24 protein-coding genes are annotated in these 24,484 nt (G+C 47.1%); 10 read left to right on the top strand and 14 right to left on the bottom strand.

The window, feature by feature from the left end; genetic code table 11:
- Positions 1 to 18: 18 nt before the first annotated feature.
- A complete protein-coding gene (rsmH, locus tag FVR03_RS13670) occupies positions 19 to 933 on the bottom strand; it encodes a 16S rRNA (cytosine(1402)-N(4))-methyltransferase RsmH (protein ID WP_147922318.1) in 915 nt (304 codons plus the stop codon).
- Positions 933 to 1,400: a division/cell wall cluster transcriptional repressor MraZ gene (mraZ, locus tag FVR03_RS13665; RefSeq protein WP_147922317.1), complete on the bottom strand. Its 468-nt coding sequence runs from the start codon at positions 1,398 to 1,400 to the stop codon at positions 933 to 935. The genes rsmH and mraZ overlap by 1 nt, the downstream gene beginning before the upstream one ends.
- A gap of 351 nt (positions 1,401 to 1,751) precedes the next feature.
- Here mraZ and FVR03_RS13660 point away from each other — a divergent pair, with 351 nt between their 5' ends.
- The 3 genes from FVR03_RS13660 to FVR03_RS13650 all read left to right on the top strand — a co-directional run bounded on the left by FVR03_RS13660 (position 1,752) and on the right by FVR03_RS13650 (position 4,847).
- Positions 1,752 to 2,153, top strand: coding sequence for an HYC_CC_PP family protein (locus FVR03_RS13660; RefSeq protein ID WP_147922316.1), 402 nt, complete (start codon positions 1,752 to 1,754; stop codon positions 2,151 to 2,153).
- Positions 2,154 to 2,241: 88 nt separating this feature from the next.
- Complete coding sequence (locus FVR03_RS13655) at positions 2,242 to 4,452, top strand: TonB-dependent receptor plug domain-containing protein (protein WP_147922315.1); 2,211 nt, start codon at positions 2,242 to 2,244, stop codon at positions 4,450 to 4,452.
- 38 nt (positions 4,453 to 4,490) lie between these two features.
- A complete protein-coding gene (locus tag FVR03_RS13650; protein ID WP_147922314.1) occupies positions 4,491 to 4,847 on the top strand; it encodes a heavy-metal-associated domain-containing protein in 357 nt (118 codons plus the stop codon).
- A gap of 259 nt (positions 4,848 to 5,106) precedes the next feature.
- Here the strand turns inward: FVR03_RS13650 and FVR03_RS13645 are convergent, their stop codons facing one another.
- The 10 genes from FVR03_RS13645 to FVR03_RS13600 form a co-directional block, all read right to left on the bottom strand.
- Positions 5,107 to 5,796 carry a fatty acid desaturase gene (locus tag FVR03_RS13645; RefSeq protein ID WP_147922313.1) on the bottom strand — a complete coding sequence of 230 codons (690 nt, stop codon included), beginning with the start codon at positions 5,794 to 5,796 and terminating at the stop codon, positions 5,107 to 5,109.
- Complete coding sequence (locus FVR03_RS13640) at positions 5,797 to 6,642, bottom strand: 4-hydroxy-3-methylbut-2-enyl diphosphate reductase (protein WP_147922312.1); 846 nt, start codon at positions 6,640 to 6,642, stop codon at positions 5,797 to 5,799.
- 5 nt (positions 6,643 to 6,647) lie between these two features.
- Entirely contained in the window at positions 6,648 to 7,346 is a 699-nt protein-coding gene (locus FVR03_RS13635; protein WP_147922311.1) for a lycopene cyclase domain-containing protein, read from the bottom strand.
- On the bottom strand, positions 7,347 to 7,877 hold the full coding sequence (locus tag FVR03_RS13630) for a hypothetical protein (protein WP_147922310.1): 531 nt from the start codon (positions 7,875 to 7,877) through the stop codon (positions 7,347 to 7,349).
- Between the two features lies 1 nt (position 7,878).
- Positions 7,879 to 8,712: a phytoene/squalene synthase family protein gene (locus FVR03_RS13625; RefSeq protein ID WP_147922309.1), complete on the bottom strand. Its 834-nt coding sequence runs from the start codon at positions 8,710 to 8,712 to the stop codon at positions 7,879 to 7,881.
- A 73-nt stretch (positions 8,713 to 8,785) separates the two neighbouring features.
- A complete protein-coding gene (gene crtID, locus FVR03_RS13620) occupies positions 8,786 to 10,276 on the bottom strand; it encodes a bifunctional phytoene desaturase/3,4-desaturase (RefSeq protein WP_147922308.1) in 1,491 nt (496 codons plus the stop codon).
- Between the two features lie 28 nt (positions 10,277 to 10,304).
- The gene (locus tag FVR03_RS13615; protein WP_147922307.1) at positions 10,305 to 10,820 is read right to left on the bottom strand and encodes an RNA polymerase sigma factor; all 516 of its coding nucleotides are present in this window, start codon (positions 10,818 to 10,820) and stop codon (positions 10,305 to 10,307) included.
- 611 nt (positions 10,821 to 11,431) lie between these two features.
- Positions 11,432 to 12,337 carry a MerR family transcriptional regulator gene (locus FVR03_RS13610; RefSeq protein ID WP_147922306.1) on the bottom strand — a complete coding sequence of 302 codons (906 nt, stop codon included), beginning with the start codon at positions 12,335 to 12,337 and terminating at the stop codon, positions 11,432 to 11,434.
- The gene (locus FVR03_RS13605; RefSeq protein ID WP_255474218.1) at positions 12,318 to 12,788 is read right to left on the bottom strand and encodes a sterol desaturase family protein; all 471 of its coding nucleotides are present in this window, start codon (positions 12,786 to 12,788) and stop codon (positions 12,318 to 12,320) included. The genes FVR03_RS13610 and FVR03_RS13605 overlap by 20 nt, the downstream gene beginning before the upstream one ends.
- Positions 12,789 to 12,870: 82 nt before the next feature.
- Entirely contained in the window at positions 12,871 to 13,680 is an 810-nt protein-coding gene (locus FVR03_RS13600; protein ID WP_439651047.1) for an enoyl-CoA hydratase/isomerase family protein, read from the bottom strand.
- A gap of 805 nt (positions 13,681 to 14,485) precedes the next feature.
- Between FVR03_RS13600 and paaA the strand changes: the two genes are divergently transcribed.
- The 4 genes from paaA (at position 14,486) to paaD (ending at position 17,573) form a co-directional block, all read left to right on the top strand.
- Complete coding sequence (gene paaA / locus FVR03_RS13595) at positions 14,486 to 15,472, top strand: 1,2-phenylacetyl-CoA epoxidase subunit PaaA (protein ID WP_147922305.1); 987 nt, start codon at positions 14,486 to 14,488, stop codon at positions 15,470 to 15,472.
- A 220-nt stretch (positions 15,473 to 15,692) separates the two neighbouring features.
- Positions 15,693 to 16,334 carry a phenylacetic acid degradation b gene (locus tag FVR03_RS13590; RefSeq protein ID WP_147922304.1) on the top strand — a complete coding sequence of 214 codons (642 nt, stop codon included), beginning with the start codon at positions 15,693 to 15,695 and terminating at the stop codon, positions 16,332 to 16,334.
- Positions 16,331 to 17,086 carry a 1,2-phenylacetyl-CoA epoxidase subunit PaaC gene (gene paaC / locus FVR03_RS13585; protein WP_147922303.1) on the top strand — a complete coding sequence of 252 codons (756 nt, stop codon included), beginning with the start codon at positions 16,331 to 16,333 and terminating at the stop codon, positions 17,084 to 17,086. Before FVR03_RS13590 ends, paaC begins: the two co-directional genes overlap by 4 nt.
- Before the next feature lies 1 nt (position 17,087).
- On the top strand, positions 17,088 to 17,573 hold the full coding sequence (gene paaD, locus FVR03_RS13580; RefSeq protein WP_147922302.1) for a 1,2-phenylacetyl-CoA epoxidase subunit PaaD: 486 nt from the start codon (positions 17,088 to 17,090) through the stop codon (positions 17,571 to 17,573).
- Between the two features lie 237 nt (positions 17,574 to 17,810).
- On the opposite strand, the gene FVR03_RS13575 is transcribed toward paaD, so the two are convergent.
- The gene (locus FVR03_RS13575) at positions 17,811 to 19,133 is read right to left on the bottom strand and encodes a peptidoglycan DD-metalloendopeptidase family protein (protein WP_147922301.1); all 1,323 of its coding nucleotides are present in this window, start codon (positions 19,131 to 19,133) and stop codon (positions 17,811 to 17,813) included.
- 471 nt (positions 19,134 to 19,604) lie between these two features.
- Here FVR03_RS13575 and fabG point away from each other — a divergent pair, with 471 nt between their 5' ends.
- Positions 19,605 to 20,351 carry a 3-oxoacyl-[acyl-carrier-protein] reductase gene (gene fabG, locus FVR03_RS13570; RefSeq protein WP_147922300.1) on the top strand — a complete coding sequence of 249 codons (747 nt, stop codon included), beginning with the start codon at positions 19,605 to 19,607 and terminating at the stop codon, positions 20,349 to 20,351.
- Between the two features lie 238 nt (positions 20,352 to 20,589).
- Positions 20,590 to 22,674 (top strand): vWA domain-containing protein, encoded by a 2,085-nt coding sequence (locus tag FVR03_RS13565; RefSeq protein WP_147922299.1) that lies wholly within the window; start codon positions 20,590 to 20,592, stop codon positions 22,672 to 22,674.
- Positions 22,675 to 23,004: 330 nt separating this feature from the next.
- On the opposite strand, the gene FVR03_RS13560 is transcribed toward FVR03_RS13565, so the two are convergent.
- The gene (locus tag FVR03_RS13560) at positions 23,005 to 23,397 is read right to left on the bottom strand and encodes a response regulator (RefSeq protein WP_187270161.1); all 393 of its coding nucleotides are present in this window, start codon (positions 23,395 to 23,397) and stop codon (positions 23,005 to 23,007) included.
- A 325-nt stretch (positions 23,398 to 23,722) separates the two neighbouring features.
- On the opposite strand from FVR03_RS13560, the gene FVR03_RS13555 reads away from it, so the two are divergent.
- Positions 23,723 to 24,325 carry a pseudouridine synthase gene (locus tag FVR03_RS13555; RefSeq protein ID WP_147922297.1) on the top strand — a complete coding sequence of 201 codons (603 nt, stop codon included), beginning with the start codon at positions 23,723 to 23,725 and terminating at the stop codon, positions 24,323 to 24,325.
- The last annotated feature ends 159 nt before the right edge of the window (positions 24,326 to 24,484 follow it).

The following is a 24,484-nucleotide window of genomic DNA, read 5'->3' as shown; positions in this document are numbered from 1 at the left end:
TGCTGCAGCTTAATTTATTTAATCATTCACTTCCTTTTTTCCGGCGATTCTAAGTTTGGCGCTTCTGGAGCGGCTGTTTATTAACAACTCCTGCTCGGTTGGCGTAATTGGTTTTCGACTTATTGCTTCTAGCGGCTTTATTTCATTTCCAAACAGATCTTTCTCCACCTCTCCGAAAAACTTACCTTTCGCAATAAAGTTTTTCACCAACCTGTCTTCGAGCGAGTGGTAAGATATTGCTACCAATCGTCCTCCCGGGCTTAACAGCTCCGCCGTCTGCTCCAACATCTCCTCCAGTGCCTTTAGCTCGTCGTTCACCTCAATGCGCAAGGCCTGAAAAACCTGCGCCAGGTATTTGTTCTCTTTCCCTTTTGGGGTGCAGGAACTAATAGCCTGCTTAAAATCACTGATCGTTTCGATCGGGTTGCGCATACGGCGCTCCACAATCAGACGGGCCAGCGTTTTGGCGTTTTTCACTTCGCCATAAATGCCAAAAATCCTATGCAGTTGCTCTTCCGAATAAGTAGCCACCACCTCTTTTGCCGACAAAGTTGCCTGTGGGTCCATGCGCATATCCAGCGGACCTTCAAAGCGGGTAGAAAAACCACGCTCCGGCACATTGAACTGGTGCGACGAAACTCCTAAATCGGCCAGCAAACCATCTATCTGCTTTACCCGGTGCAACCGCAGGTACTTTTTCAAATCCCTGAAGTTGGCCTTTATAAAGTTGAATCCCGGATGGTCAATCTTCTTTGCCTGCTGCTCCGCATCGCGGTCCTGATCGAAAGAAAACAGCTTACCGGTTGTCAGCTTACTCAGAATGAGAGACGAATGTCCGCCTCCGCCAAATGTCACATCCACATAAACGCCATCCGGCTTAATTGCCAGGGCATCTACCGACTCCTCTAATAAAACCGGACGATGGTACTCCATTAAATCGGTGCCTCCTCTGCTGGCTTGTCACCCAAAAATTTCTGGGCAAGCTGTGAAAAACTTTGCTGGTCCTTGATCAGGAACTCCTCGTACTTGTTGGGGTTCCAGATCTCCACCCTGTTGCCGAGCCCCACCACAATAGCCTCTTTGTCTAATTCGGCAAAACGAGCCATAGTGCGTGGTAAAATAAAACGACCTGTACCATCCAGCTCAATCTCGGTGTTACCACGGAAAAAATTACGCTGAAAATGGCGGTACTCCTCATTAAACTCATTCAGCCCGGCCACTTTATCATAAATAGACTTCCATTCTACCTTCGGATATAGCACCAAACAAGGCTCAAACCCTCGCATCAGCACGACATGATTGCCAGAAGCCTCCGGCAAGTTGGCTTTTATCTTTGCAGGTAAAACCAACCTTCCCTTCGGATCAATCTTGCATTCATATTCGCCAGACAGGAAGTTCATGTAACATTTGTTTAATGGCTCCTATAGTATTCAGGAGTATACAAATGTAACGAATCAGGAAAACACCACAACCACAATCTCCCACTTTTTACCACTTTGTGGATAAATTATGGTTATCCACTCCACTTATCCACATTATCCACATTTTTCTTTATCATTTTGGTGAAAACTAAATTTGCATGATACATTTAAATTAATTAATATTCGAGGCTTAATTTTAAAATGCATTAATAATCAAGCATTTAGCACATATCTATTAAACGAAGCATTTAAAAGTTTGAAAACAACAGCAAAAGTGGGAGAAAGTGGTACTTGTGGGAGAAAGTGGAAGCTATTGTGTATATTTGCAGCATGAAACTCCTCGTTCGCCATACGTTTGTTCTCTTTCTGACCCTTTGCATCTTGCTGGGTTCAGTAGGTATGGCGTTTAGCGATACGCTCTGCAACATGGCCTCTGTGAAACCTGCCAAAGAACAGGCGCAAGAAGATAGCTGTTGTAAAAAGGCCGCTGCTGGCAGCCAGGCTGACGACTGCTGCACAGAGGAATTTTCTTTTGAGAAACTGGAGCCTGTCTCCTCTCTGAAATCGTTTCAGCTGAACATTCCTGATTTCTTCCCGCTGACCGCTCCTTCTTTTGCCTTTCACAGGTTCATCGATGGAAGTGTACGGCATATCGCCCTCTATTCTGCAGACAGTTCGCCTCTCAGGGCGGGCAGGCAGCTCCTTCACTTCATCCACATCCTGATCATATAGATTTTCTGATCTTCAAACCACGCTTGCACAGGCACCTTATGCCTGTGCCTTCATTTTGTATTCAGAAAATTTACCATTTCAGGATTTTATGTTTTCATTTAAAAACAACAGCTTTTTAAATGCAGTCGTGTTGGTGCTGTCTTTTGGCAGCGCAGCACCTGCACTTGCCCAGAACCTGCATGGCCAGGTAGTGGATCAGCAGTACTCTCCAGTTATTGGTGCCACTGTTCTTTGGGTAGGCACCACCACAGGAACAGTAACAGATGAAAGCGGCTTTTTTCATCTGCCCAAATCGGATGCCACCCATGCCGCCATTGTGGTACGCTTTATTGGCTATAAGCCCGACACCCTAGCCGTTGCCGGCAAAGAGAAGATAACTGTGGTGCTGCAACCCTCCACCAGTATAAAAGAAGTGGTAGTAGAAGGGCAGACGCAGCGCCTTTCAGCCATCAGCCCCACCAATTCGCAGGTTATAACCAACCGCGATCTTGAGAAATCGGCCTGCTGTAACCTGGCCGAAAGTTTTGAGACCAACGCCTCAGTAGAGGTTTCCACCACCGATGCCGTGTCTGGGGCAAAGCAAATCCAGATGCTGGGCCTGGATGGCGCCTACACCCTGCTTACCACCGATAACATACCCGAACTCCGGGGCCTGGCCGCACCTTACCGGCTCAACTACCTGTCGGGCACCTTTATCGAGTCTATAGATATTATAAAAGGAATGGGCTCTGTCCTGAACGGTTATGAATCTATATCGGGGCAGGTGAATGTGAAACTGAAAGACCCTGAAAAGACAGAGCGCCTGTACCTGAACCTGTATGGCAACAGCCTGGCCAAGTTCGATGCCAACCTCAATGCTTCGGCGCAGGTATCGCCGAAATGGAGCACCGTGCTTATGCTGCACACCGACCACCTGGGCAACAGAGTAGACCGCAACAACGATGGGTTTATGGACCTTTCGCTGGGCACACAGTACAATGTGTATAACAAGTGGAAATATGAACACAAAGCCATTGTGTCGGAGTTTGGCATTAATGGTTTGCAGGAATCGCGGCTGGGAGGGCAAATGAACTATGAGAAAGGAGAAGCAGCAGGCCCCGGCTCCAGTTATGGCACCGAGTCTGAAACAGACAGGTTCTCGGCTTACAACAAAACCTCCTATACTTTTTCTGGCAAACCATACCAGAGCATCGGCCTCATTACCTCAGCAGCGCACCATAAGTTTAATGCCTTGTACGGCCCCAGAAACTACAGCGGAGAACAGAATAATGCCACTGCAAGGTTAATTTTTCAGTCGATAATAGGCCATACAGGCCATACCTACAAGGCAGGTCTAAGCTACCACCTCGACGACTACAGCGAAACCCTCTCTGACACCTCATTCTCCCGGACAGAGCTTGTACCGGGCGCATTTTTGGAGTATGTGTACACCAATAACCAAAACCTGACACTGGTGGCAGGTAGCCGTCTTGATTTTCATAATCTCTATGGCACTGTTTTTACGCCAAGGCTGAATGTTAAATACGATGCTACACCAACCACCATTTTCAGGGTGGCGGCAGGCAAGGGTTTTCGGGTGGCAAATCCTGTGGCAGAAAACACGGCGGCACTGGTGAGCTCCCGCAGGTTTGTGTTTAAGGAGGCGCTGCAACCGGAGCAGGCCTGGAATTTTGGAGGCTCCTTTACCCAGTATTTTGAGTTGCGCGGCCAGCCAGGTGCTTTTATCACCGATTATTACTACACTACCTTCCAGAACCAGGTGGTGGCCGATATGTACAGCACACCGCACCACATCGCATTTTATAACCTGCAGGGCCGCTCCTACTCCAGCAGCTTACAGGCTGAACTGCAGTACGAAGTTCTGGAAGGACTTGAAGTTAAAACGGCATATAAATATTTCGATGTAAGGTCGACGTACCAGGGGCAATTAGAGCAGCGCCCGATGGTGCCGCAGCACCGATTTTTCCTTAACCTCGGCTTCGCTACCCCCTTCGACAAGTGGCGCGCCGACCTGACAACCCAATATTTTGGCCTGATGCCACTTGCCACCATGCAAGAAAGTGGAACAGATTTGAACACCCGGAACTCTGACCGTTTTTTTGTACTGAACGGCCAGGTTTCGAGGGCCTTCAAGCACTGGGACTTTTACCTGGGCGGTGAGAACCTGCTCAATTACCGCCAGCCAACTCCCATTCTGGGAGCTTCAGATCCGTTTGGTCCAAACTTTGATGCCAGCATGGTGTGGGGACCAGTTACCGGCCGCATCCTGTATGCCGGCATGCGTTTTAAAATTCATTAATCACTCTACTTTTCAATAACTAATAATTTATTACAACCATGAAAAACCTGAAAGCTATCTTTTTCGCTTTTACCATGTTTATGCTAAGCACGGCAGTTCAAGCACAGTCACAGAAAAAAGGGGAAGAGACCGTGCAAATTAAAACTTCTGCCGTTTGCAGTATGTGCAAAAAAACACTTGAAAAGGCAATGGCCTACGAGAAAGGTGTTAAATCCTCATCTCTGGATGTGAAGTCGAAAATGTTCACTGTTGTGTACGACAGCAAAAAAACGAACCCCGAGAATATTATTAAAGCTGTAAACGCCACAGGGTACGATGCAGACGATAAACCAGCCCAGGAGCGTGCCTACAACAGGTTAGATGATTGCTGCAAAAAAGAAGCTGGCGACCACTAAAGTGCCTTACAAAGCTTCCTTGCCACAAATTATTCTAATGATTTTGCCCTTCATAAGGCCTTTAGCCCCAAATTATTCAAGGGTTAGTGCAGGAAATTGAATTATGTCGGGTAGCCCCCCTTGGCAAGTTTCTGATAAAAAACCTTTGGAAGGCTATTTTTATTTGAATAATTTGACTGCTTCAACTGAAGGTATGCTATTTATATAGCAAAACATGAGAGGCAAAGAAGGGAGCCACTGCCGTTCCCTTTTTTGCCTCTCATGTTTTCTCTTTATACAGTTGCCACCAAGGCAGGTATGGCTTGTCGTGGTGCTCGTAATGGTACCCGAAAAAGTAACAACTTAAAAAAGCCCAAACATGGTTTTTAGACTGTGTTGTTGATTTATGCTTGTTGCCTGGCTCATGCTCGCCTTTATGCGGTTGGTAGGTACCGAAGTAAAACAACTGAAAGGTAGCCAGAATAGCAGGCAGCATCCAGAAAAGCACCACGTTCTCGATAGGGAAAAAGAATTTTAGCACGTTAAAGGTAATGGCCATGAGCAGGAGCTGCCACCAGGTAATATACTGCTTCAGAAAACTGAAGTACCAGGGCCAGAAGGAACCATGATGAAAATCAGGGTCCTGGTCGGTTGCCACGTGGCGGTGGTGCTGGTGGTGGCGAGGCAGTAAGCGTGGGTACCAGTTATAGGCAAAAAGAAAAGCCGCCACGGTTCCGAGTGCCTTATTTAAAGCAGGACGACCCGGTGCTGCCACGCCATGCATGGCATCGTGGGCGGTTATAAACATACCGGTGTAGAGGTGTGTTTGCAGCAGCACGAACAGGTAGGTAACCGGCGATGTGAAATTAACAGGCAGCTGCAACAAATAAGCCAGCAGCAGAAACCAGGCGATTATAATAACTGCCGCAATCACTATTCCACGAACGTCTTTCTGACCTGCTCTAACCATTTAAAATTGCTGCAATGCATCCCGAACTTCTTCCATGAGCCAAAGTGGCGTAGAGGTAGCACCGCAAATCCCTACGGTATCGCCGTTGGTAAACCACTCTTGTTGCAACTCCTCCACCTTCGACACAAAACGGGTTTCGGGGTTGGTGTCTTTACAGACCTGGTACAGAACTTTACCGTTAGAGGATTTAGTGCCTGATACAAAGATAACCTTATCGAACTGAGCGGCAAATTTGCGTAAATCCTTGTCGCGGTTAGAGACCTGCCTGCAGATGGTGTCGTTGGCAAGCACCTCTACCCCCTGCTGCTCCATCACTTCTTTTACCTTATAGAAATTATCGGTGCTTTTAGTGGTTTGGCTGTAAAGCGTTACCTGTTGCGGCAACTGGTGTTGCAGCAGGTCATCTATGCCTTCAAACACAACAGCGTTATTGTTTGTCTGCCCCAGCAGGCCCATTACCTCAGCATGCCCGTGCTTTCCGTAGATGTAGATTTTCTCGTTTTTATCGTATGAGGCTTTTATGCGGTTTTGCAGTTTTAGCACCACCGGGCAAGAGGCATCAATAATCGTCAGGTTGTTCTCCAGGGCGGTCTGGTAGGTTTCTGGTGGCTCACCATGTGCCCTTATCAGAACAGTTTCGTTCCGGAGCTCCCGGAGCTGGTGGTGGTCAATAATACGAAGGCCCTGCTGCTGCAGCCGCTCCACTTCTTCGTCGTTGTGCACGATGTCGCCCAGGCAATACAGGTATCCCTGCTCCTCCAGTATATCCTCTGCCATTTGTATGGCATATACCACACCAAAGCAGAATCCGGAATTTGAATCTATTGTGACTTGGAGGCTCTTCATACACACTAAACAAGATGTGGTTCAAAATGTTTTTTGGTCTGGCGCTGCCGCAGCTTTTCGTAGACGGAAATTGTGAGCAACAACATCAGCATAGAGTACATGGTATCTTCTACCGGAATAGAAACTATGCGCAGGCCCAGGTTATAGTCGTTGTTATACCACACAATGGGCAGGTACGTCAGCACGCCGTTTACCAGCAGAAAAGGCACCAGGTGCACCAGGTACATCAGGTAAAAGCGACCCAGAATTCGGGTACCAAACACCCTCAGGTGCACCAACAGCAGCAGCGCTAAAAGCCCGAAAGTTATGGAGGTGTACAGGCGCTCTGCGTTGAGCAAGGCCAGCAGCACCAGCACCGGCACCAGCGCGTAGGTTACAGGTTTGGCGGATCGTTGCAACAGGTCTTTAGTTATATACGCATTTAGCACATCATAGATAAAGACACAGGCATACGGCACCACTATAAAAAAAAGAACCTCCTCCAGCGGTAGGTTGAACAGGTATATGCCCACCAGATACGCCTCATTAAAACCCCAGATACCTGCCTTTGTAAACAACACATCCCAGATAATGAACAAGACAGCGTTCAGCAGGATCGCCGGAAACAGATAAGGCCAGTTTTTATAAAATGCTACCTTCTTATCGAAAGAAAGCAGAAACGGGAAAAAGATAGTAAAAATATCGAGGTATAGGTAGATGTACATTTAGATGTTTACGTTGCGCAAAACCTTTTTTTCTTCTTCTGTGCAATGGTCTTTTGTCAGCATGAAGTCGCGCATGGTGCGGGCCCACTCCGGCGAGATGCCCGAGTTGGGATGCGCCTTCAGGCTTTGCATAATTATTTTTTTATCTTCTGCCACATGGTTGCTCAGGTTCAGGTAGCGCGGCACGTAGTGCTCCACCGTAAACCGCAGAAAGTGGATTTCCGGGTTCTGGTTATCTAGCTGTACCGCTTCATCAAAAATAGCAGCCGATTGCTTCAAGTGCTTCAGCTTCTGGTAAGGGTTCCAGACATACTTGGCCATGGTCGCCTCCGACACCGCTTTGTAAGCCATTACCACCGGCTCCTTTTCTTTATAACTGCTCATGAGTGCATAGAAGCTTTTTCCTTCCTCACTATCCTGGCTGGCTGCCAGGTATTTTTTCCGTAATTCCGGCAGGTTATATGTATTCAAATTATTACCAAAGGCAAGGCCTGTTGCACAGAACAGGAAAATCAGCAGAAGTTTTCTCACGTTAAATCACATTTAATCTATACCTGACATAGGAGCCCAGCAACAGTGCCAGCTTAGTGTTGTCTGGTATTCTTACGCGTTCCTGCAGTATATGGGTTGCAGGCAGGTGCTGGATGCGCTTAAAAAGCTTCAGGTAGTACACATAAGCCAGGTAAACTCCCATGCGTGCGCCACGCGGAAGTGCCAGTATGCCTTTGTAAGCTTCCTCAAAGTCCTTCACTATATCGGCTTCTATCTCTGCTTTGCTTATGTTGTTGAAATTCTTGATATCGACTTTAGGGAAATAAACGCGCCCACGCTCATCGTAATCGCTTTTAAAATCGCGCAGGAAGTTAACTTTCTGAAAAGCGGCTCCCAGGCTGCAGGCGGGTTTCTTTAAGCGGTCGAACATTTCGTGGTCGCCTTCGCAGAAAACCTTCAGGCACATAAGGCCTACTACTTCAGCAGAACCATAGATGTACTCCTCGTACAGCGCCCGGTCGTACACATGGTCATCCAGGTCCATCTCCATGCTTTTCAGAAAGGCATCTATATAAGAGCGGTCGATGTGGTAGGTATGCACAACTTCCTGAAAGGATTGCAGCACCGGGTTCAGGCTTATGCGTTTTTCGAGTGCATCGGAGGTTTGGCGCTTAAAGTCCTGCAGCAGCTCACGCTTCTCATAGTCATGAAAGGTATCTACAATTTCGTCGGCTAACCGCACAAACCCATAAATAGCATAAATCGGGAAATGAAATTTGCGGTGCAGCGTCTTTATTCCTAGGGTGAAGGAGGTGCTGTAGGCCTCTGTTATCACTTTGCTGCACTTCAGGCAAGTCTGGTTGAATAGCTCCATGTACGAACTGTTTGTTTACATAATTAGATTTGAGAGGCGGGAGTTGTTTTATAAAATATCGACACTCCACGCCTTAAGCGACAACAGCAACCTTGTTCTCCTTCACAATTTCTCTGGCCACTACCTGCCCCGAAATAAGCGAAGGCGGCACGCCAGGTCCTGGCACGGTTAGTTGCCCGGTATAATATAAATTACTTACTTTTTTACTTTTAAGGGCTGGCTTAAGAAGCGCAGTTTGCATCAGGGTGTTGGCAAGCCCGTAGGCGTTACCTTTGAAAGCGTTGTAGTCAGACTCGAAATCGTGGTGTGCATAGCTTCGCTTATATATTACGCTGTTCTTAATTTCCTGTTTGGTAAGGCGCTCCAGCCTATCCATTACCAGGTGGTAGTATTTTTCGCGTACCTCTTCGGTATCAGCCAAGCCAGGGGCCACCGGTATCAGCACGAACAGGTTCTCGCAGCCATCAGGTGCTACGCCGCTGTCTGTTACAGATGGAGCCGACACATAAAATAATGGTTTAGTAGGCCATTTAGGGTCGGTATAAATTTCGTGTGCGTGGGGCCCGAAGTTTTCGTCGAAAAACAGGTTGTGGTGGTTCAGGTTCTGGAGTTTTTTATTTATACCCAGGTAAAAGATCAGGGATGAAGGTGCCATAACACGCTCCTCCCAATACTTATCGGAGTAACTCTGGCTGGCTTTTGGCAGCAGTTGTTTCTCTACATGGTGGTAATCGGCACTGGCCACTACTACATCGGCCTCAAAACGGCCAGAGGCTGTAACCACACCTGTTGCCTCTCCGTTTTCCACCAGAATTCCCCGAACATCCTGATTATACAGAAACTGAACGCCTTTTTCTTCTGCCAGCTGCACCATGCCTTCCACTATTCTGTACATACCGCCCATGGGGTACCAGGTGCCGAGGCTTATGTCGGCGTAGTTCATTAAACTGTAGAGAGCAGGCGTATTTTCAGGTAGCGCACCCAGGAACAAAATCGGGAACTCCATGAGCTTGATGATTTTACTGTGGCTGAAAAAGCGCCTGATATGTTTATGGAACGACTGAAAAACATCCATCCGGACGACATCATACAGCAGCTTCAGGCTTACAAACTCGCTAACAGACCGGCTGGGTTTATACACCAGATTATTAATACCTACTTTGTACTTATAAGCAGCCTGCTTCAGAAACTCATCGAGCCTGGGGCCGCTGCCCGGCTCCAGTTCCTCGAACATAGCCCGTAAGGCAGTGGTAGAAGCCGGCACCTGCATAAAATCATTTTCGCCAAACACAACGGTGTACGATGGGTCGAGCCGCTTCAGGTTATAATAATCGGAAGTTGATTTGCCAAAGTTCTGGAAATAGCTCTCAAACACATCGGGCATCCAGTACCAGCTGGGCCCCATGTCGAAGGTGAAGCCCTGGGCACTGTAGCTTCTGGCCCTGCCGCCAGGGGTGGCATTTTTCTCGAGCACCGTTACCTCAAAGCCTTCGGCAGCCAGACTGGTAGCAGCCGATAACCCGGAAAAGCCGGAGCCGATGACAATTACTTTTTTCCGATTCATAAAGTATGATTAGCACGCATGGTTGGTATCAGGCACCCGCCTGGTAGGTCTTAAGCATAGCCTTAAGCTCCTGCCTGGCAATAAAGATGCGATTTTTTACCGTACCGATCGGAATTTTGAGCATTTCTGCAATTTCGAGGTATTTGTAACCAACATAGTACATCATAAAGGGTGTACGGTGCTCCTCCTGCAAGGCATCTATAGCTGTCTGAATATCACTCATGACGAAAGATGAAGTGCCTTTGTTATGCGTCATGAAATTTTCGTCGTGATTAAGGTGGTGCAGAAAATCGTCGAAGTCGGAATTGCTGCTGCGCTTCGTCACCTTGTTGTAGTTGTTGATGAATGAGTTGCGCATAATTGTAAATAACCACGCTTTCAGGTTTGTACCCGGCAAAAACTTTTCGCGGTTTAGCAGCGCCTTGAGCAGAGTCTCCTGCACGAGGTCTTTGGCATCGTCTGCATCTTGCGTGAGCCGCATAGCCGCCTGACGCATGTTATGTGCCAGCAGCTGCACATGATTACTAAATTCCAGAGCTGTCATATTTGTTTAATATTTTTATCGTATACGCAAACAAAATAAGCTAGTTTTCTATAATAAAGGTATTTTGTTTAATTTACATTTAAAAGTATTAAACAAAATATTTTATTCAGCAGCTATTTTTGTAGCATAACCCGAGCTTTTAGAAGTCTATTTTTCACCTATCCGGTAAAAATTTGTTCTATAGAACTATCGCTTGTTCAGGAGCAGCAGGTTGTTTAGAAAAAGGAACGCCAAAAAAATTTAATTAATTGGTATTTGCAGGGGTCTTCAAAAACGAGACCCTAATGGTACGAAAGCAAGAAGTTGCCTGCTATGGGCGACTTCTGTTAGAGTGGTGATAGTGGTTGTGCGGGTACAGGTCAGAATATATTGAATTGGTTGGGTGTGGCTGGTATACTTAAGTGATCGTACTATGCGCATGCTTTCTACAACCTTTTTTACCTTAACAGTACTGCGTAAACAGTCATGGCATATACACCTGACTACCCATACGTTTACACAACACGTTGACCCTTGAGGCTGAATTGCCTCAAAAGCTTTTGAAGGCCGTTTTCATTAGAATAATTCAGGCTGCAGGCTGCAGTTGACTCTTGATAGGGTTTAGTTTTAGGTTACCTGGCTACCTGGGAATGTTTTGCGGTGGCAGTTATCTCCGACACAAAATCCTGCATGCTCGTCAGGTGCGTTACATTTGCCGGGAATACCAGGAAATCGTGCTGCACCTGGGAACCATACACCATAATAGTAGCTTCCGGAAAAGTGGCAGACAAGGTATCGATGTAAGCCTGCACCTCGCTGCGTTCTGGTGTGGAGGTGAGCACCGTACAAATATAATCTGCCTTAAAACTTTTATAGCAAAGCTTCAGGTCCTCGAAAGGCAGGCTCTGCCCCAGATACAAGGTGTAAATTTGTAAGGTCCGCAGCAGGTAGTTCATGTAGAGCAAAGCAATCTCGTGCATTTCGCCTTCCGGCAGAAAGAGCATGTAGGTTGGGTGGCCGTCGCGCCGCCGCACCACCTGCCCATCTATCGCGACAAGTATCTTCTGGCGGATCAGGTTGCTTATAAAATGCTCATGCGCCGGACTGATGTTGCCGGTTTGCCACAAAATGCCGATCTTCTTCAGGAAAGGATACACCACGTCCTGCATCATGTTCTGGAAACCAAGTTGCAAGGTGGCAGTAGAAAGTACTTTGTCGAAGAGGGCCTCATCCAAATCGAGCATAGCGGTAATGAGGCCGTTTATGTGGTGGTCGAACTCTGATGACTGTTCGCAGAGGTGCTGCACCATTTGTGCTACCTCCTCCTTCGTCATTTTAGCGATTTTCGAGATTTTCGTGCCCTTCTCGTTTAGCAACGAGATGTTGAGCAGCCATTTCAAATCTTCGTCGTCGTAGAAACGAATATTGGTATCTGTTCTGGAAGGAGCCAGAATCTGGTAACGCTGCTCCCATATTCGGATAGTATGCGCCTTGATACCTGATAGTTGTTCAAGTTCCTTAATTGAGTAAAGAGCCACGGTTTGTCTGCTTCTGTTTCCTGATTGAGTTAGAAGCTGACCGGTAATACCTGGGGGCTACCCAAAGCATGCCAAACGATTCGGAGCCGTATTTACCAGCCACCTTATGGTGCACCCTGTGGGCTATATTAAGTGCCCGCAAGTAAACCAGCGATGTTTTACCGAAAACTTTTAGCCTGCGATGAATAAACACATCGTGAATCAGGAAATAAGCCACGCCATATAAGGTAATACCTGCGCCTATCCAGAACCGGTAATCGAGGGGGCTTTCTCCGAATAAGAAGAAGAGCATGGCCAGAATACCATAGTAGGCAAAAAACAGGTCGTTCAGCTCAAACGCGTGCTGATGCCTGGTATGGTGCGACTTATGCAGAAACCACATAAAGCCGTGCAGCACATATTTGTGTGTGGCCCAGGCCACACCTTCCATTGCTACAAACGTTAATATCATGATTCCAATGCCGGTCAGCATATCGAACAAACAGCAAGATGAACAAATGGTTTTAAATAAGGAGAGATAATGAATTTTTTTATCACCACTTCACCTTTTCTTTGTTCAGAAAAGCCGCAATTCCTCGCTGACAGTCTTCGCTGCTACGTGCAACGGCATTCATTTCGGCGGCATACTGCAGGGCCTCCTCCAACGATTTGCCATGCAGGCGCGCGATCATTTCTTTTGTGACCTCCATTGATTGCCGTGAGTTCTCGGTGCAGAGTTTCTGAGCGAATGCGAACACTTTCTCTTCCAGCTCTTCAGTAGGCACCACATAATTTACCAGGCCAAAAGCGAGTGCCTCCTGAGCAGAAATAAGGTCGCCGGTTAGTAACAAATGCTTGGCTTTGGCTTCGCCGATTTTTCGGAGCAGAAACACCTTTACAATGGCCGGTATAAACCCGATTTTAACTTCGGTATAGCCAAACTTAGCTTCTGGCACCGTAAAGGCAAAATCGCAGACAGTAGCCAGGCCACATCCTCCCCCTATCGCATGTCCGTTTACCTGGGCTATTACCACCTTTTTCAGGGTATAGATGGCCCGGAACAGTTCCATGAGGTGCGTTGAGTCGGCCAGGTTGTCCTGGTAATTATATTTTTGCAGCAGTTGCAGGTATTCGAGGTCGGCCCCGGCACAGAATACGTTGCCTTCTGCTCTAAACACAACTACTTTGCAGTTTTCGTCGTCTTCGGCTCTGGCAAAAGCACGTTTCAGTTCCAGCACCACCTCAAAATTAAGGGCGTTTCGCTTTTCGGCGCGGGCCATGGTAATATACCCTACCCTGTCTTTTACATGGTAACGTACAAAATCCATCACTTGCTTTTCAGCAGTATTCATAGTATCAGTCATAATTCAGAAATTTTTGAGGATGATCCTGCACCGGCTTTCCCCGGAACTAGAAAACAGCAGGGGGCATCAGTATGTTTTGGCTGTTGCCTTATTGCGGGGCCACGAAGGTTTATGCAATTACCTTATTTCGCTTCCAGTTTCGGGTTTAACCTAAGTTCCGGCTGCCAACTTGCTGATGCCGTTATAGATTCTACTCCTCCATATATAGCTCCTTTTCCGGCTTTTCTCACTCCTGCGCCAGTTCCTTTAGTTGCCTTAGCACCAGACATCCTTTAAGTAACAAAAAAATATAAGACGATCCAACTACCTGTTGCCGGGCAGCTCTACCATCGGGTATAAAAATAGAACTCAGAGCATACCACCAGCAGCTACAGCAGAGGCATTATCAATTCATCAGTATCGAATCCTCCTATTCAATTCATACGCAGCAGCCCTAAATTAGCTTCAAAATTGAGTATATCTTTTTGGGCTCTTTACCCACTTATATAGCGTAAAAACTCTGCTAAAATTGCTCTATACTTAAAATATTGTTCTAATTGAGCAGAAACAAAAACTTCAACTTGCTAACTAACGTTAGTTTGCGTATATTTAAATAAACGCAATGGGAGAAAAACCTATTCAGGAGCTGCTGTTGGTAGCCTTCAGAATTTGAAGCCTGGTTTTTAACTTGTATTTATCTAAGTTAAAAATACTAAACCCAAACCTGGAAAAAACTACACTTACATCTTCCGGTGTGGCTTATATAAAATTAGTGCCGGGCTGCCTGCGGTCCGGCTTTTTCAGCTAAAAACAAAACAGAGAGCGTATGTACGGAGGAGGAAACACGTTTGAGGCAACAAAAGCAGAAGATTTAGAGCAGGAAGATGCTGTAAAGCTAGCTGAATTTGAAGCCCGTATTGCACAAGGCGAAAAGATTGAGCCTGACGATTGGATGCCCCGCCTTTACCGCATGCAGCTCATCCGGATGATTGAGCAGCATGCCCACTCCGAAATAATAGGAGCCTTGCCAGAAGGAACCTGGATTACGCGCGCTCCCGGCTTCAGGCGCAAACTTGCCTTAATGGCCAAAGTGCAGGACGAGGTAGGCCATGCTCAACTCTTATATAGTGCAGCCGAAACGTTAGGTAAATCGCGCGAGGAAATGCTGACCGACCTGATAAACGGGAAATCGAAGTACTCGAATGTGTTTAACTACCCTACTTATACCTGGGCCGACTCCTGCATTATATCGTGGCTCATAGATGCCGGCGCTATTGTAAACCAAATGGCTAACTCAAAAGGCTCCTATGGCCCTTACTGCCGCGCCCTGGAGCGTATTTGTGCCGAAGAAGCTTTCCATCTGAAATATGGCCACGACTCGGTTGTATTTATGGCAACCGGATCGCCGGCGCAGCGCCAGATGGTGCAGGAGGCCCTGAACCGCTGGTGGAGCCAGATCATGACGTTTTTTGGGCCCTCTGACAAACTAAGCGTGCACACCGAAACCCTGATGCGCTGGAAAGTTAAAATGGCCTCGAACGACGAATGCCGGCAGCAGTACCTCGACATGTACGTTCCTAAGATCAGAGAGATCGGCCTGACTATACCAGACCCGCACCTGCATAAAAATGAGCAGACTGGCCAGTGGGAATACACCGAACCCGACTGGGAAGAATTCAGAAAAGTAATTAACGGCGATGGCCCCTGTAACGCCGAGCGCCTTGGTGTGCGGCGTATGGCAGAAGAAAGAGGTGCCTGGGTACGCCTTGCCCTAAAAAACCCGACAGCCAAATATGTGCGCCCGCTGGCTTAGGTTTTTAATGACTGAGTGAATGGGTGAATGGGTGAATAAATTTACCCTTGGCACTTTTTTCAGGTTCTGCCTTCTGAAGGCCTTTTTCATTCGAATAATTGCTCTTATCCAACTCCTAACTCATCTGCTTCAGGTTACCAGTACTCGTTAGGCACCAACTATAATATTGAAATTAAAGAAGCTGAAAAGCTCCGACTGTTTACCTTAAACTTTGCTTACTATGTCGCTGAAATCGTTGGACCCCAGAATTAACCGCATGAACCTGCCAGATGGCGAACTTCCGCCCATGGAGCCCAAGGCAGCATTCGATCAGTTCGAGACGTTTGAGGTTTTTGCCCGCAAGCGCGACAAAACGCCTTTTACGTATGCCGGACCTGTGCACGCGCCCAATGCCGATGTGGCTTTTTTGTTTGCCAAAGAGCAGTACAGCCGCCGGTCCGCCTGCAGTGGCCTGTGGGTAGTGCTCACGCGGCATATCATGGTATCGCCGTACGCCAACGATGATGAAAACATTTACGACTCCTTCGAAGTGGAAATTCCGGAAGATACTACCTGGCCACTTGAGTCGTACGAGGTGTTTCATCTTAAGAAACGAGGTAAAGCGCATACGCATGTTGGCCGCATTGGTGCCACCTCTTACCAGGAGGCTTACCATAAAGCCAAAGCCGCCTTTGCGGCCGAACATCCAGCCGTAAATATGTGGGTCGTAAAATCGAAGAACGTACTGCAGTCGGCAGAAGAAGACCGCGATATGTGGCTGACCCTGCCGGAGAAGAAATACCGCGAACCAGCTGCATACAAGGTACTCGATAGAATTAAAAAGTTTAAGGAGGAGGAAGAGCAAAAAGCCCTGACAAAATGAAGAGAGAAGCCATAAAAGACTTACTTTATAAAATAGCCGATGATCAGCTGATACTAGGGCACCGCAATTCGGAATGGACCGGTTTGGGACCTATTCTGGAAGAAGATATAGCCTTTTCGTCGATGGCGCAGGACAAAATCGGGCATAGTCTGGCTTTTTACACGCTGCTGCACGATTTGGGTGAGCCAGAGCCGGATATTATTGCCTTCTCCCGCAGCGCCTCCCGCTTCCGTAACAGCCAGTTCACAGAGTTACCAAACGGCGAATTCGATTTCAGCCTGATCCGGCATTTCCTTTACGACAACGCCGAAGCCATCCGGTTCGAGAAACTGAGCACCTCTAGCTATGCGCCTATCGCCAAAGTGGCCACTAAACTAAAGGGCGAAATAAAATACCACGTGCTGCACGCCAATACCTGGCTCCGCAACCTGGGCTCTTCCACAGAAGAAGCCATTACGCGCCTGCAGAACTCCCTAAACACCCTCATGCCTTACGCACTGGGTATGTTTGAGCCATCGGTGCACGAGCAGGAACTGATAGCAACTGGCATATACCCCGGCGAAGAAAAGATAAAAGCTGAATGGCTGACCAAGATACAGCAGGTAGTTGCGCAGACTGAGTTAACCCTGCCCGACATCTCCAGCCTGCCACCCATGTTGGGCGGCCGCGCCGGGCAGCACACCAAATACCTGCAGCCCCTGCTCAACGAAATGGCCGAAGTCATAAAAATAGACCCTACAGCCGAGTGGTAGCATGACACTGGAAAAAGAAGCCATACTGCGCCTGCTGGAGGAGGTAAAAGACCCTGAGATACCGGTATTATCGCTGGTAGACCTGGGCGTGATAACGGCTGTGGATATAGCTGTAGACGGCCACGTAACGGTAAACATGACACCTACATTTGCCGGTTGCCCCGCCATGGACTATATGAAAAAAGATGTGGAGCAAATGCTGGCCCGTCATGGCATAAGCCACTTCACCGTCAGAATGTCGTTCGATGACCCCTGGAACAGCAACAAGCTAACTGAAAAAGGACGGACCGCGCTTAAAGATTTTGGACTGGCTCCTCCGCCTACTTATGATCTCATTCTGGACCTCGACATTCTGGAATATGCCACCTGCCCCAACTGCCAGAGCACCAACACCACCATGCGATCGCCCTTTGGCCCCACCCTTTGTCGTGCCCTGCACTTCTGCAACAACTGCCACCAGATGTTCGAACAGTTTAAGCCTTTATGATCCTTAATTTGAAGATTTGGAAATTTGAAGATGTGTAGATGTGTAGGGTGCCACTTTAAAGGAGTACCACAAGAAAATTGGGTTGCCAAAGGGCAACACCCTTGGCTTAAATTGAACAAAAAACCTTCTGAAGGCAACTTTAATTCGAATAATTCAGCATGCAGCCTAAAAGAGAAAGGACAGCCGTACCGACTGCCCTTTCGCATTAACAAAACCAATATTGAACATTACTACAACTCAGGCACCACCTGATTTATTGCCTTCTTTCACAGCTAATAATTCCTGTGGTTTATTGCCAGTAGTATTAAGCGCTTCCATTTGCTGCACAATAATTTCTTTTTGTGTGAGGAAAGTCGGCATGTGTTTTTTGTTAATGGGCTCCGCTTCAGGCAACTGCACTTTCAGGCCATCTACCTGTTTGCCGTTTTTCCAGAAACGGTAGCACAGGTGCGGGCCGGTGGCAAGGCCGGTGCTGCCAACATAGCCGATAGTTTGCCCCTGCTGCACCCGCACACCTGCTTTAATACCTTTCGCGAATTTAGACATGTGCAGGTACTGGGTTGTGTAAGTGCCGTTGTGCTTAATTTTAACATAGTTGCCGTTGCCGCGCGTAAACTTGGCCTCTACTACTACCCCATCGCCAACAGTACGGATAGGCGTGCCGGCGCGGGCGGCAAAGTCGGTGCCCAAGTGTGGCTTGTTTACTTTCTGTACCGGGTGGAAACGGTTCATGGTGTAGCGGGAACTGATGCGGCTGTACTCGAGTGGCTCCCGCAGAAATGCTTTTTTCAGACTCTTGCCGTTCTGGTCGAAATAACCACTGTCGTTATCCTGGTCGAAGGCGATGGCGTAGAGCGGCTGGCCCTGGTGCTCAAAATAAGCAGCCTTAAGTTTGCCAACGCCGATGCGGGTACCGTTCACCACTTTTTCCTCATAAATTAGCTTAAACTTGTCGCCAGGCTGAATTCTGTTCAGGTCCAGGCGCCACGCGTAGATATCGGCAAAGGTGTTTACTAACTGGGCCGATCCGCCGGCTTTGAGGATGGAGGCATAAAGCGAGTGGCTGATCTCACCGGAGATTGCTTTCTCCACCACTTCCATTTCGCGCTTTATTTTTTTAACCTCCAGGTCGCCACGCAGATCATAAACAATGTACTCTACTTTGTTTGGCTCAAAAATAAAGTATTGGGCGGTGCGGGCAGCATCTTTGGCGTGCAGCACCAGGTACTTCTGCCTGGCATTTATTTTCCTGACGTTGTAAATATCTTTCGCTTTCTGAGAAAGTTTATCGATGGTAACCGCCGAAATATTGTAATCAGCCAAGATCACAGACAGGTTTTCTCCTCGCTTCACTTCCCCTTCCACTATCTTCATAGAATCTGTCGGGATGCCAAAAACGATAGGCGCAGGACCTTCTTCCTCTTCTGCTACCAAAGAGAAACCGTCCGTTTCTTCTTCTACTTCACTGGCTGTGTTAAAGTTAAAGGGCTGCGCTGTTGTGAAGAAAATCAGCAAAGAGCTAAGGATCAGGATGGCAAATCCGATTCTGCGTTTGAGCATTGCACTAAAATTTTGGTTGAAAACAGCTGCTAAAATATGGGTAAAATGATAGAATTAAAAATAAAAAACAGGGCAATAATCAGAAAGTAAATCTGTTCCGCCAGCCTCCTGCTAAATACTTTATGGTTATACAACTACTACTTAAAATTTTATAAAATGAATCTGGTCCCATTACAGCATCAGCTTAGATCGCAGTTTAGAAGAAATACTAATTATTTGAATCAAAATGACCTTCCGAAGGATTTTTATCAGAAATCGTTCAAGGGTGTTTTATCCGGAAGCATTAAATAAGCTCTCCTGCAATTATTTAAATTTCTATTTCTCCACATTCACAAATCTTCATATCCCCAAATTTTAGATTCTTCAAATTTCTGAATCAAAAAATCAACAATTCAGCCTTTTAACAATCAAAAACGAACAATCAGCAGCCAAAAATTATTCTAATGAAAATCTTTTCTAACTTTGGCCCTTATGAAAACATTAGAAGGAAAAGTAGCCCTGGTAACAGGAGCATCTAAAGGCATAGGCCGCGCCATTGCACAAAAGTTTGTGGAAATGGGAGCCCAGGTAGCGTTCACCTACCTGTCGAGTGTTGAAAAAGGACAGCAACTGGAGCAGGAACTGACTGCTGACGGTGGCAAAGCCAAAGGTTTCCGCTCGGATGCAGCCGATAACGCGCAGGCAGAAAAGCTGGTAGAAGATGTGATCAGCGAATTCGGCAAAATCGACATCCTGGTTAACAATGCCGGCATAACCCGCGACGGTCTGCTGATGCGCATGAGCGTAGACCAGTGGGATGCGGTAATCAACACCAACCTGAAATCTGTTTTCAACCTCACCAAATCGGCTACTAAACACATGATGCGTGCTAAGGCTGGTTCTATTATAAACATCACATCGGTGGTTGGTATAAAAGGGAACGCTGGCCAGGCAAACTATGCTGCCTCTAAAGCGGGTATAATCGGTTTCACGAAATCGGTGGCGCTGGAGCTTGGCTCCCGCAATATTCGTTGCAACGCGGTGGCTCCCGGCTTTATAGAAACTGAAATGACCAGCGAGCTAGACCAGAAGGTGGTGGATGAGTGGCGCAAGGCTATTCCGCTGAAACGCGGTGGCACACCAGGCGATGTAGCCAACTGTGTTGCCTTCCTGGCATCTGATGAAGCAGCCTATATTTCGGGGCAGGTACTGCAGGTAGATGGCGGCATGCTGACCTAAGCTTTGCTGGTTAGAAATTAAAAATTATGAATTATAAATTAATTTGTGGATTTTAATCGTAACAAGACCGCGTATAACATGCTAAACAAAAAAGTGGTCCGTTATACCTTTCTTGTAGTTTCACAAATCGGATAGTTATTCCAAACCAAAGTTCCGCTTGTTTTGGCTCCTCCAAAAAGCAGCGTTAACTTACTTCGGATTTCTGATTCATAATTTTTAATTTCTAATTAGAACATACGTGTCTTCTTTCAGAATATTAACTACTTACTCACCCTGGCTTATTCTGGCCTGCCTGGCTGCCGGCGCACTTTACGCCTGGCTTTTATATAGCAAGCGTACGCCCTGGTCTAAAAACCTGAACCTGGCGCTGTCTTTTTTAAGATTTGCCGTAGTCAGTTTTCTGTGCTTCCTGTTGCTGGGGCCTCTGGTGCGCTACCTCAGCAACACTACCCTGCAACCCACTATTGTATTTGCTGTAGATAACTCCAGCTCAGTTACCCTCTTCTCCGACACCAGCCAGCTCCGCCAGACCCAGCAAGGGCTGCAACAACTTATGTCCAAGCTGCAGGATAATGGCTACAACACCGAAATCAGAACTTTAGAGGCAGCGGGGCCAGAAGTGCAAAACCTGACAGATATCCGGTTTAAACAGGAGGCCACCAACCTGCACCAGCTGCTGCAACAGGCGCAAACCGATCAGGAACGGCAGAACCTGGCGGGTGTGGTCCTGCTCTCAGATGGCATAGTAAACCAGGGAACCTCGCCTACCTACGCCAATTACAATTTTACTATTTACCCGGTTGCCATCGGCGATACGGTTCCGAAAAAAGATGTAATCCTGACATCACTGCGGTACAACAAAGTAAACTACAGTGGCAATAAATTTCCGATTGAGGCCGAAATTCAACACGAAGGCTTTGGCGGTAGCGGTGCCAATGTGCTGCTAAAAGAGAATGGCAAAGTGCTGGAGCGCAAGCAGGTAATCTTACAAGCCAACAGGCCGCTACAGGTGGTACCGTTTTCGGTGCTGGCCGGAGGACTTGGCAAACGCCACTACGAAATTGAGGTGCAGCCGCTGCAGGGAGAGTTTACAACCCTCAACAACTCCAAGCACGCCTACATAGATATGGTGAAAGGCAAAATTAAAATTCTGGTGGCTGCAGCCGCCCCGCACCCCGACATAAAGGCCATTCGGGCAGCCATAGAGTCGAACGAGAATTACGAGACAGAGCTGTTTGTGCCTGGCGTAAACACCCTGAAACAACAGGACTACGATGTGGCGGTGCTGCATCAGCTACCCGGCAAAACACCCGGAGGTGAAGCAGTGTTGCAACTGGTACGCCAGAAACAGATGCCTGCTTTGTTCATTATCGGTCCGCAAAGCGATATTTCGGCTTTTAACCGGCTCAACATGGGCCTCTCTATTGGCGGCTCCGGCGACACCGACGAAGTAACAAGTGCCCTCAATCCCAACTTCAGTACGTTTAAGTTTGCTTCAGAAGCTACAGAGCGGCTGCTACAATACCCACCGGCCACCGTACCTTATGCCGAGTTCGAGTTATCTAAAAACGCTGAAACCGTTTTGTACCAGCAGGTAGGCCGCGTGCGCACCAACCGCCCTCTATTGGTGGTGCAGAACGCCAACGACCGCCGCAACGCCACCCTCCTCGCCTCCGGCACCTGGCAGTGGCGCTTATCAGAAGCCTCTGCGCACGAAAAGCCCGAGGTATATGACAAACTGATTACAAACCTGGTGCAGCTGCTTACCGCTCCCCGCAACAAAAAACGGCTGAACGTGTACCCTGCCCGCGACGAATACTCCAGCGCAGACGAAATTTACTTTGAAGCCGAGGCCTACAACCAGGCGCTAGAGCCGATTTATGGGCAAACCATCAGCTTAAAAATTACCGCGGAAGACGGCACCACCAAAAACTTCAGTTTTGCTAATGGAGAAAATCAGGCAGGCGTTAACATTGGCTCCCTGTCCGGTGGCCGTTACAGTTATAGCGCCAGTGCCACCATAGGCGGACAACTGCAGCAAGACAAGGGCGAGTTTGTGGTAGAGGAACTACAACTGGAGGCCCTTAACGCAGTGGCCGATCATAACCTGCTCTTTCAGCTGGGTAACAACACAGGCTCCCGCCTCTACTACCCTGCCCAGCTACAGCAACTGGAAGAAGATATTCTGAAAGCCGATCACCAGAACCTGATCTACAGCTCCGAATCGCTTAACGACATTGTGGGCATGAAATGGCTGTTCTTTGTGATACTGGCCCTTATTTGTGTGGAGTGGTTTGTACGGAAATACAACGGGAGTTACTAAGGCTGCGCATACCAGCCAGCTGCTTCGGAACTTGTTGCTCAAGGCAATAAACCTCCTGGCGAACCTGGATACCCTTGGCAATTTTCGCCTTAAAAACCTTTTGGAGGGCAAAATGATTAGCATAATTCGTAAGTATGCGTTCACAACTTGTTCTACCTGACCGGTTTCATGATTCAGACAAAAAGCTATACATCTAATAAATACTTTTTACAATGTCCTGTTTCGATATACATCTGTCTTTTACCAAAATTATAAAAGCAAAAAGCCCGGTTTTTAGCCGGGCTTTTTGCTTTTATGGTCTTCTAATTTCTGAATTGATAAGCCGCAGCATTAAGCTACAAGTCCTAAACCCTGCTTAATAAAATGAATATGTTCTTCTGTGATGGGCTTGCTGATAAAGCCTTTTACCACCGTATGTTCTTTGGCAAGTTTTTGTTCCGAAGAATCGATAGAAGAAGTAAGGATAAAGATGGAGCAGTTCTTAGAAAAAGTATTTTCGTGCGGGCTCAGCGCCTGCAGAAACTGCCATCCATTCATGGAAGGCATGTTCAGATCCAGAAATATAACTTCTGGTACGTTCGTTTCCATGTTCTCATTCAAAAAGCTCAAGGACTCTTCTGCAGAGGAAAAAGTTACGATTTGCTCTGAAAAGTCCTCCATCTGAAGGACCGCCTCTGTCAGGAAAGAGCTTATCGGATCGTCATCTATGATAAAAGTTTTCATCGCTTCTGTTTTTAGGTAAACTTCGCAACCTGTTTTCAGGCATGATTCAAAAGAACTACAAATATGTCTGCCATAAAAGGAAATACAGACAGGCAAAGTAACATCACAACAATATATCATTCTGCTACTTTAAATCAATAAATACCTGATAATCAATAAATTAATACAAAAAATTAATAGCCAAAAGTAACACAATCTGAGGCTGCTGTTTTTAGTATTTAGGCGTATTTTTTCAGGTAAACCGTATTATTTACTACAAAAATAGATTTTGAGTCCTCGTTTATTTACTTCAATTTTGATTTGAACCTTATGCAAGCCCAACATTTTGAACTACATTATTCTGAACAAGCCTTTTGAAGTACTAACGCAGTTCACCGACGAAACTGGAAGATTAACCCTGAAAGACTATGTGAAAGTTCCTGGAGTTTACCCGGTTGGCCGCCTCGACTACGATAGCGAAGGCTTAGTGCTGCTCACTGATGACAAAGCGTTGCAACACCGCTTATCGGATCCGAAGTTTAAGGTAGAGAAAACGTATTGGGTGCAGGTAGAGGGAGTGCCGACTACCGAAGCCCTGGCTGCCTTAGAAGAAGGCATTTACATTAAAAACATAAAAACCGCACCTGCTAAAGCGCGTCTGATGGAGGAACCGCCCCAACTATGGGAGCGCTCCAAACCTATCCGTTTCAGGCAGAATATTCCGACCAGTTGGGTAGAAATTAAAATTAGCCAGGGTATGAACCGGCAGGTGCGCCGTATGACAGCTGCTGCTGGGTTTCCGACTCTTCGCCTGATCAGGCCGGCTATCGGTCCGCTAACTCTTAACAACCTGCAGCCTGGCGAATACCGCACACTCTCATCGGCAGAAGTAACGCTCCTGAAAAATATGGCAGCATCGAGAAGCTTTGGCAGCAAAAGGAGAAGCTAAAGCCCTGCTCAACCCTTGGCATAAAAGCAACTGAATTGCTTTGGAAGGCTGTTTTTATTTGAATAATTTAAACTAAAAACTACAAGAATTCAGATCAGTTGTGGCGTTATCTGAATTATAATGTGAAGAGAAAGAGATTTACTGATATCCTATCTCACC

The sequence above is a fragment of the Pontibacter qinzhouensis genome (assembly GCF_008017455.1).
In the GTDB taxonomy this organism is placed as follows: Bacteria; Bacteroidota; Bacteroidia; order Cytophagales; family Hymenobacteraceae; genus Pontibacter; species Pontibacter qinzhouensis.
This window is presented reverse-complemented; position numbering and strand designations above follow the sequence as displayed.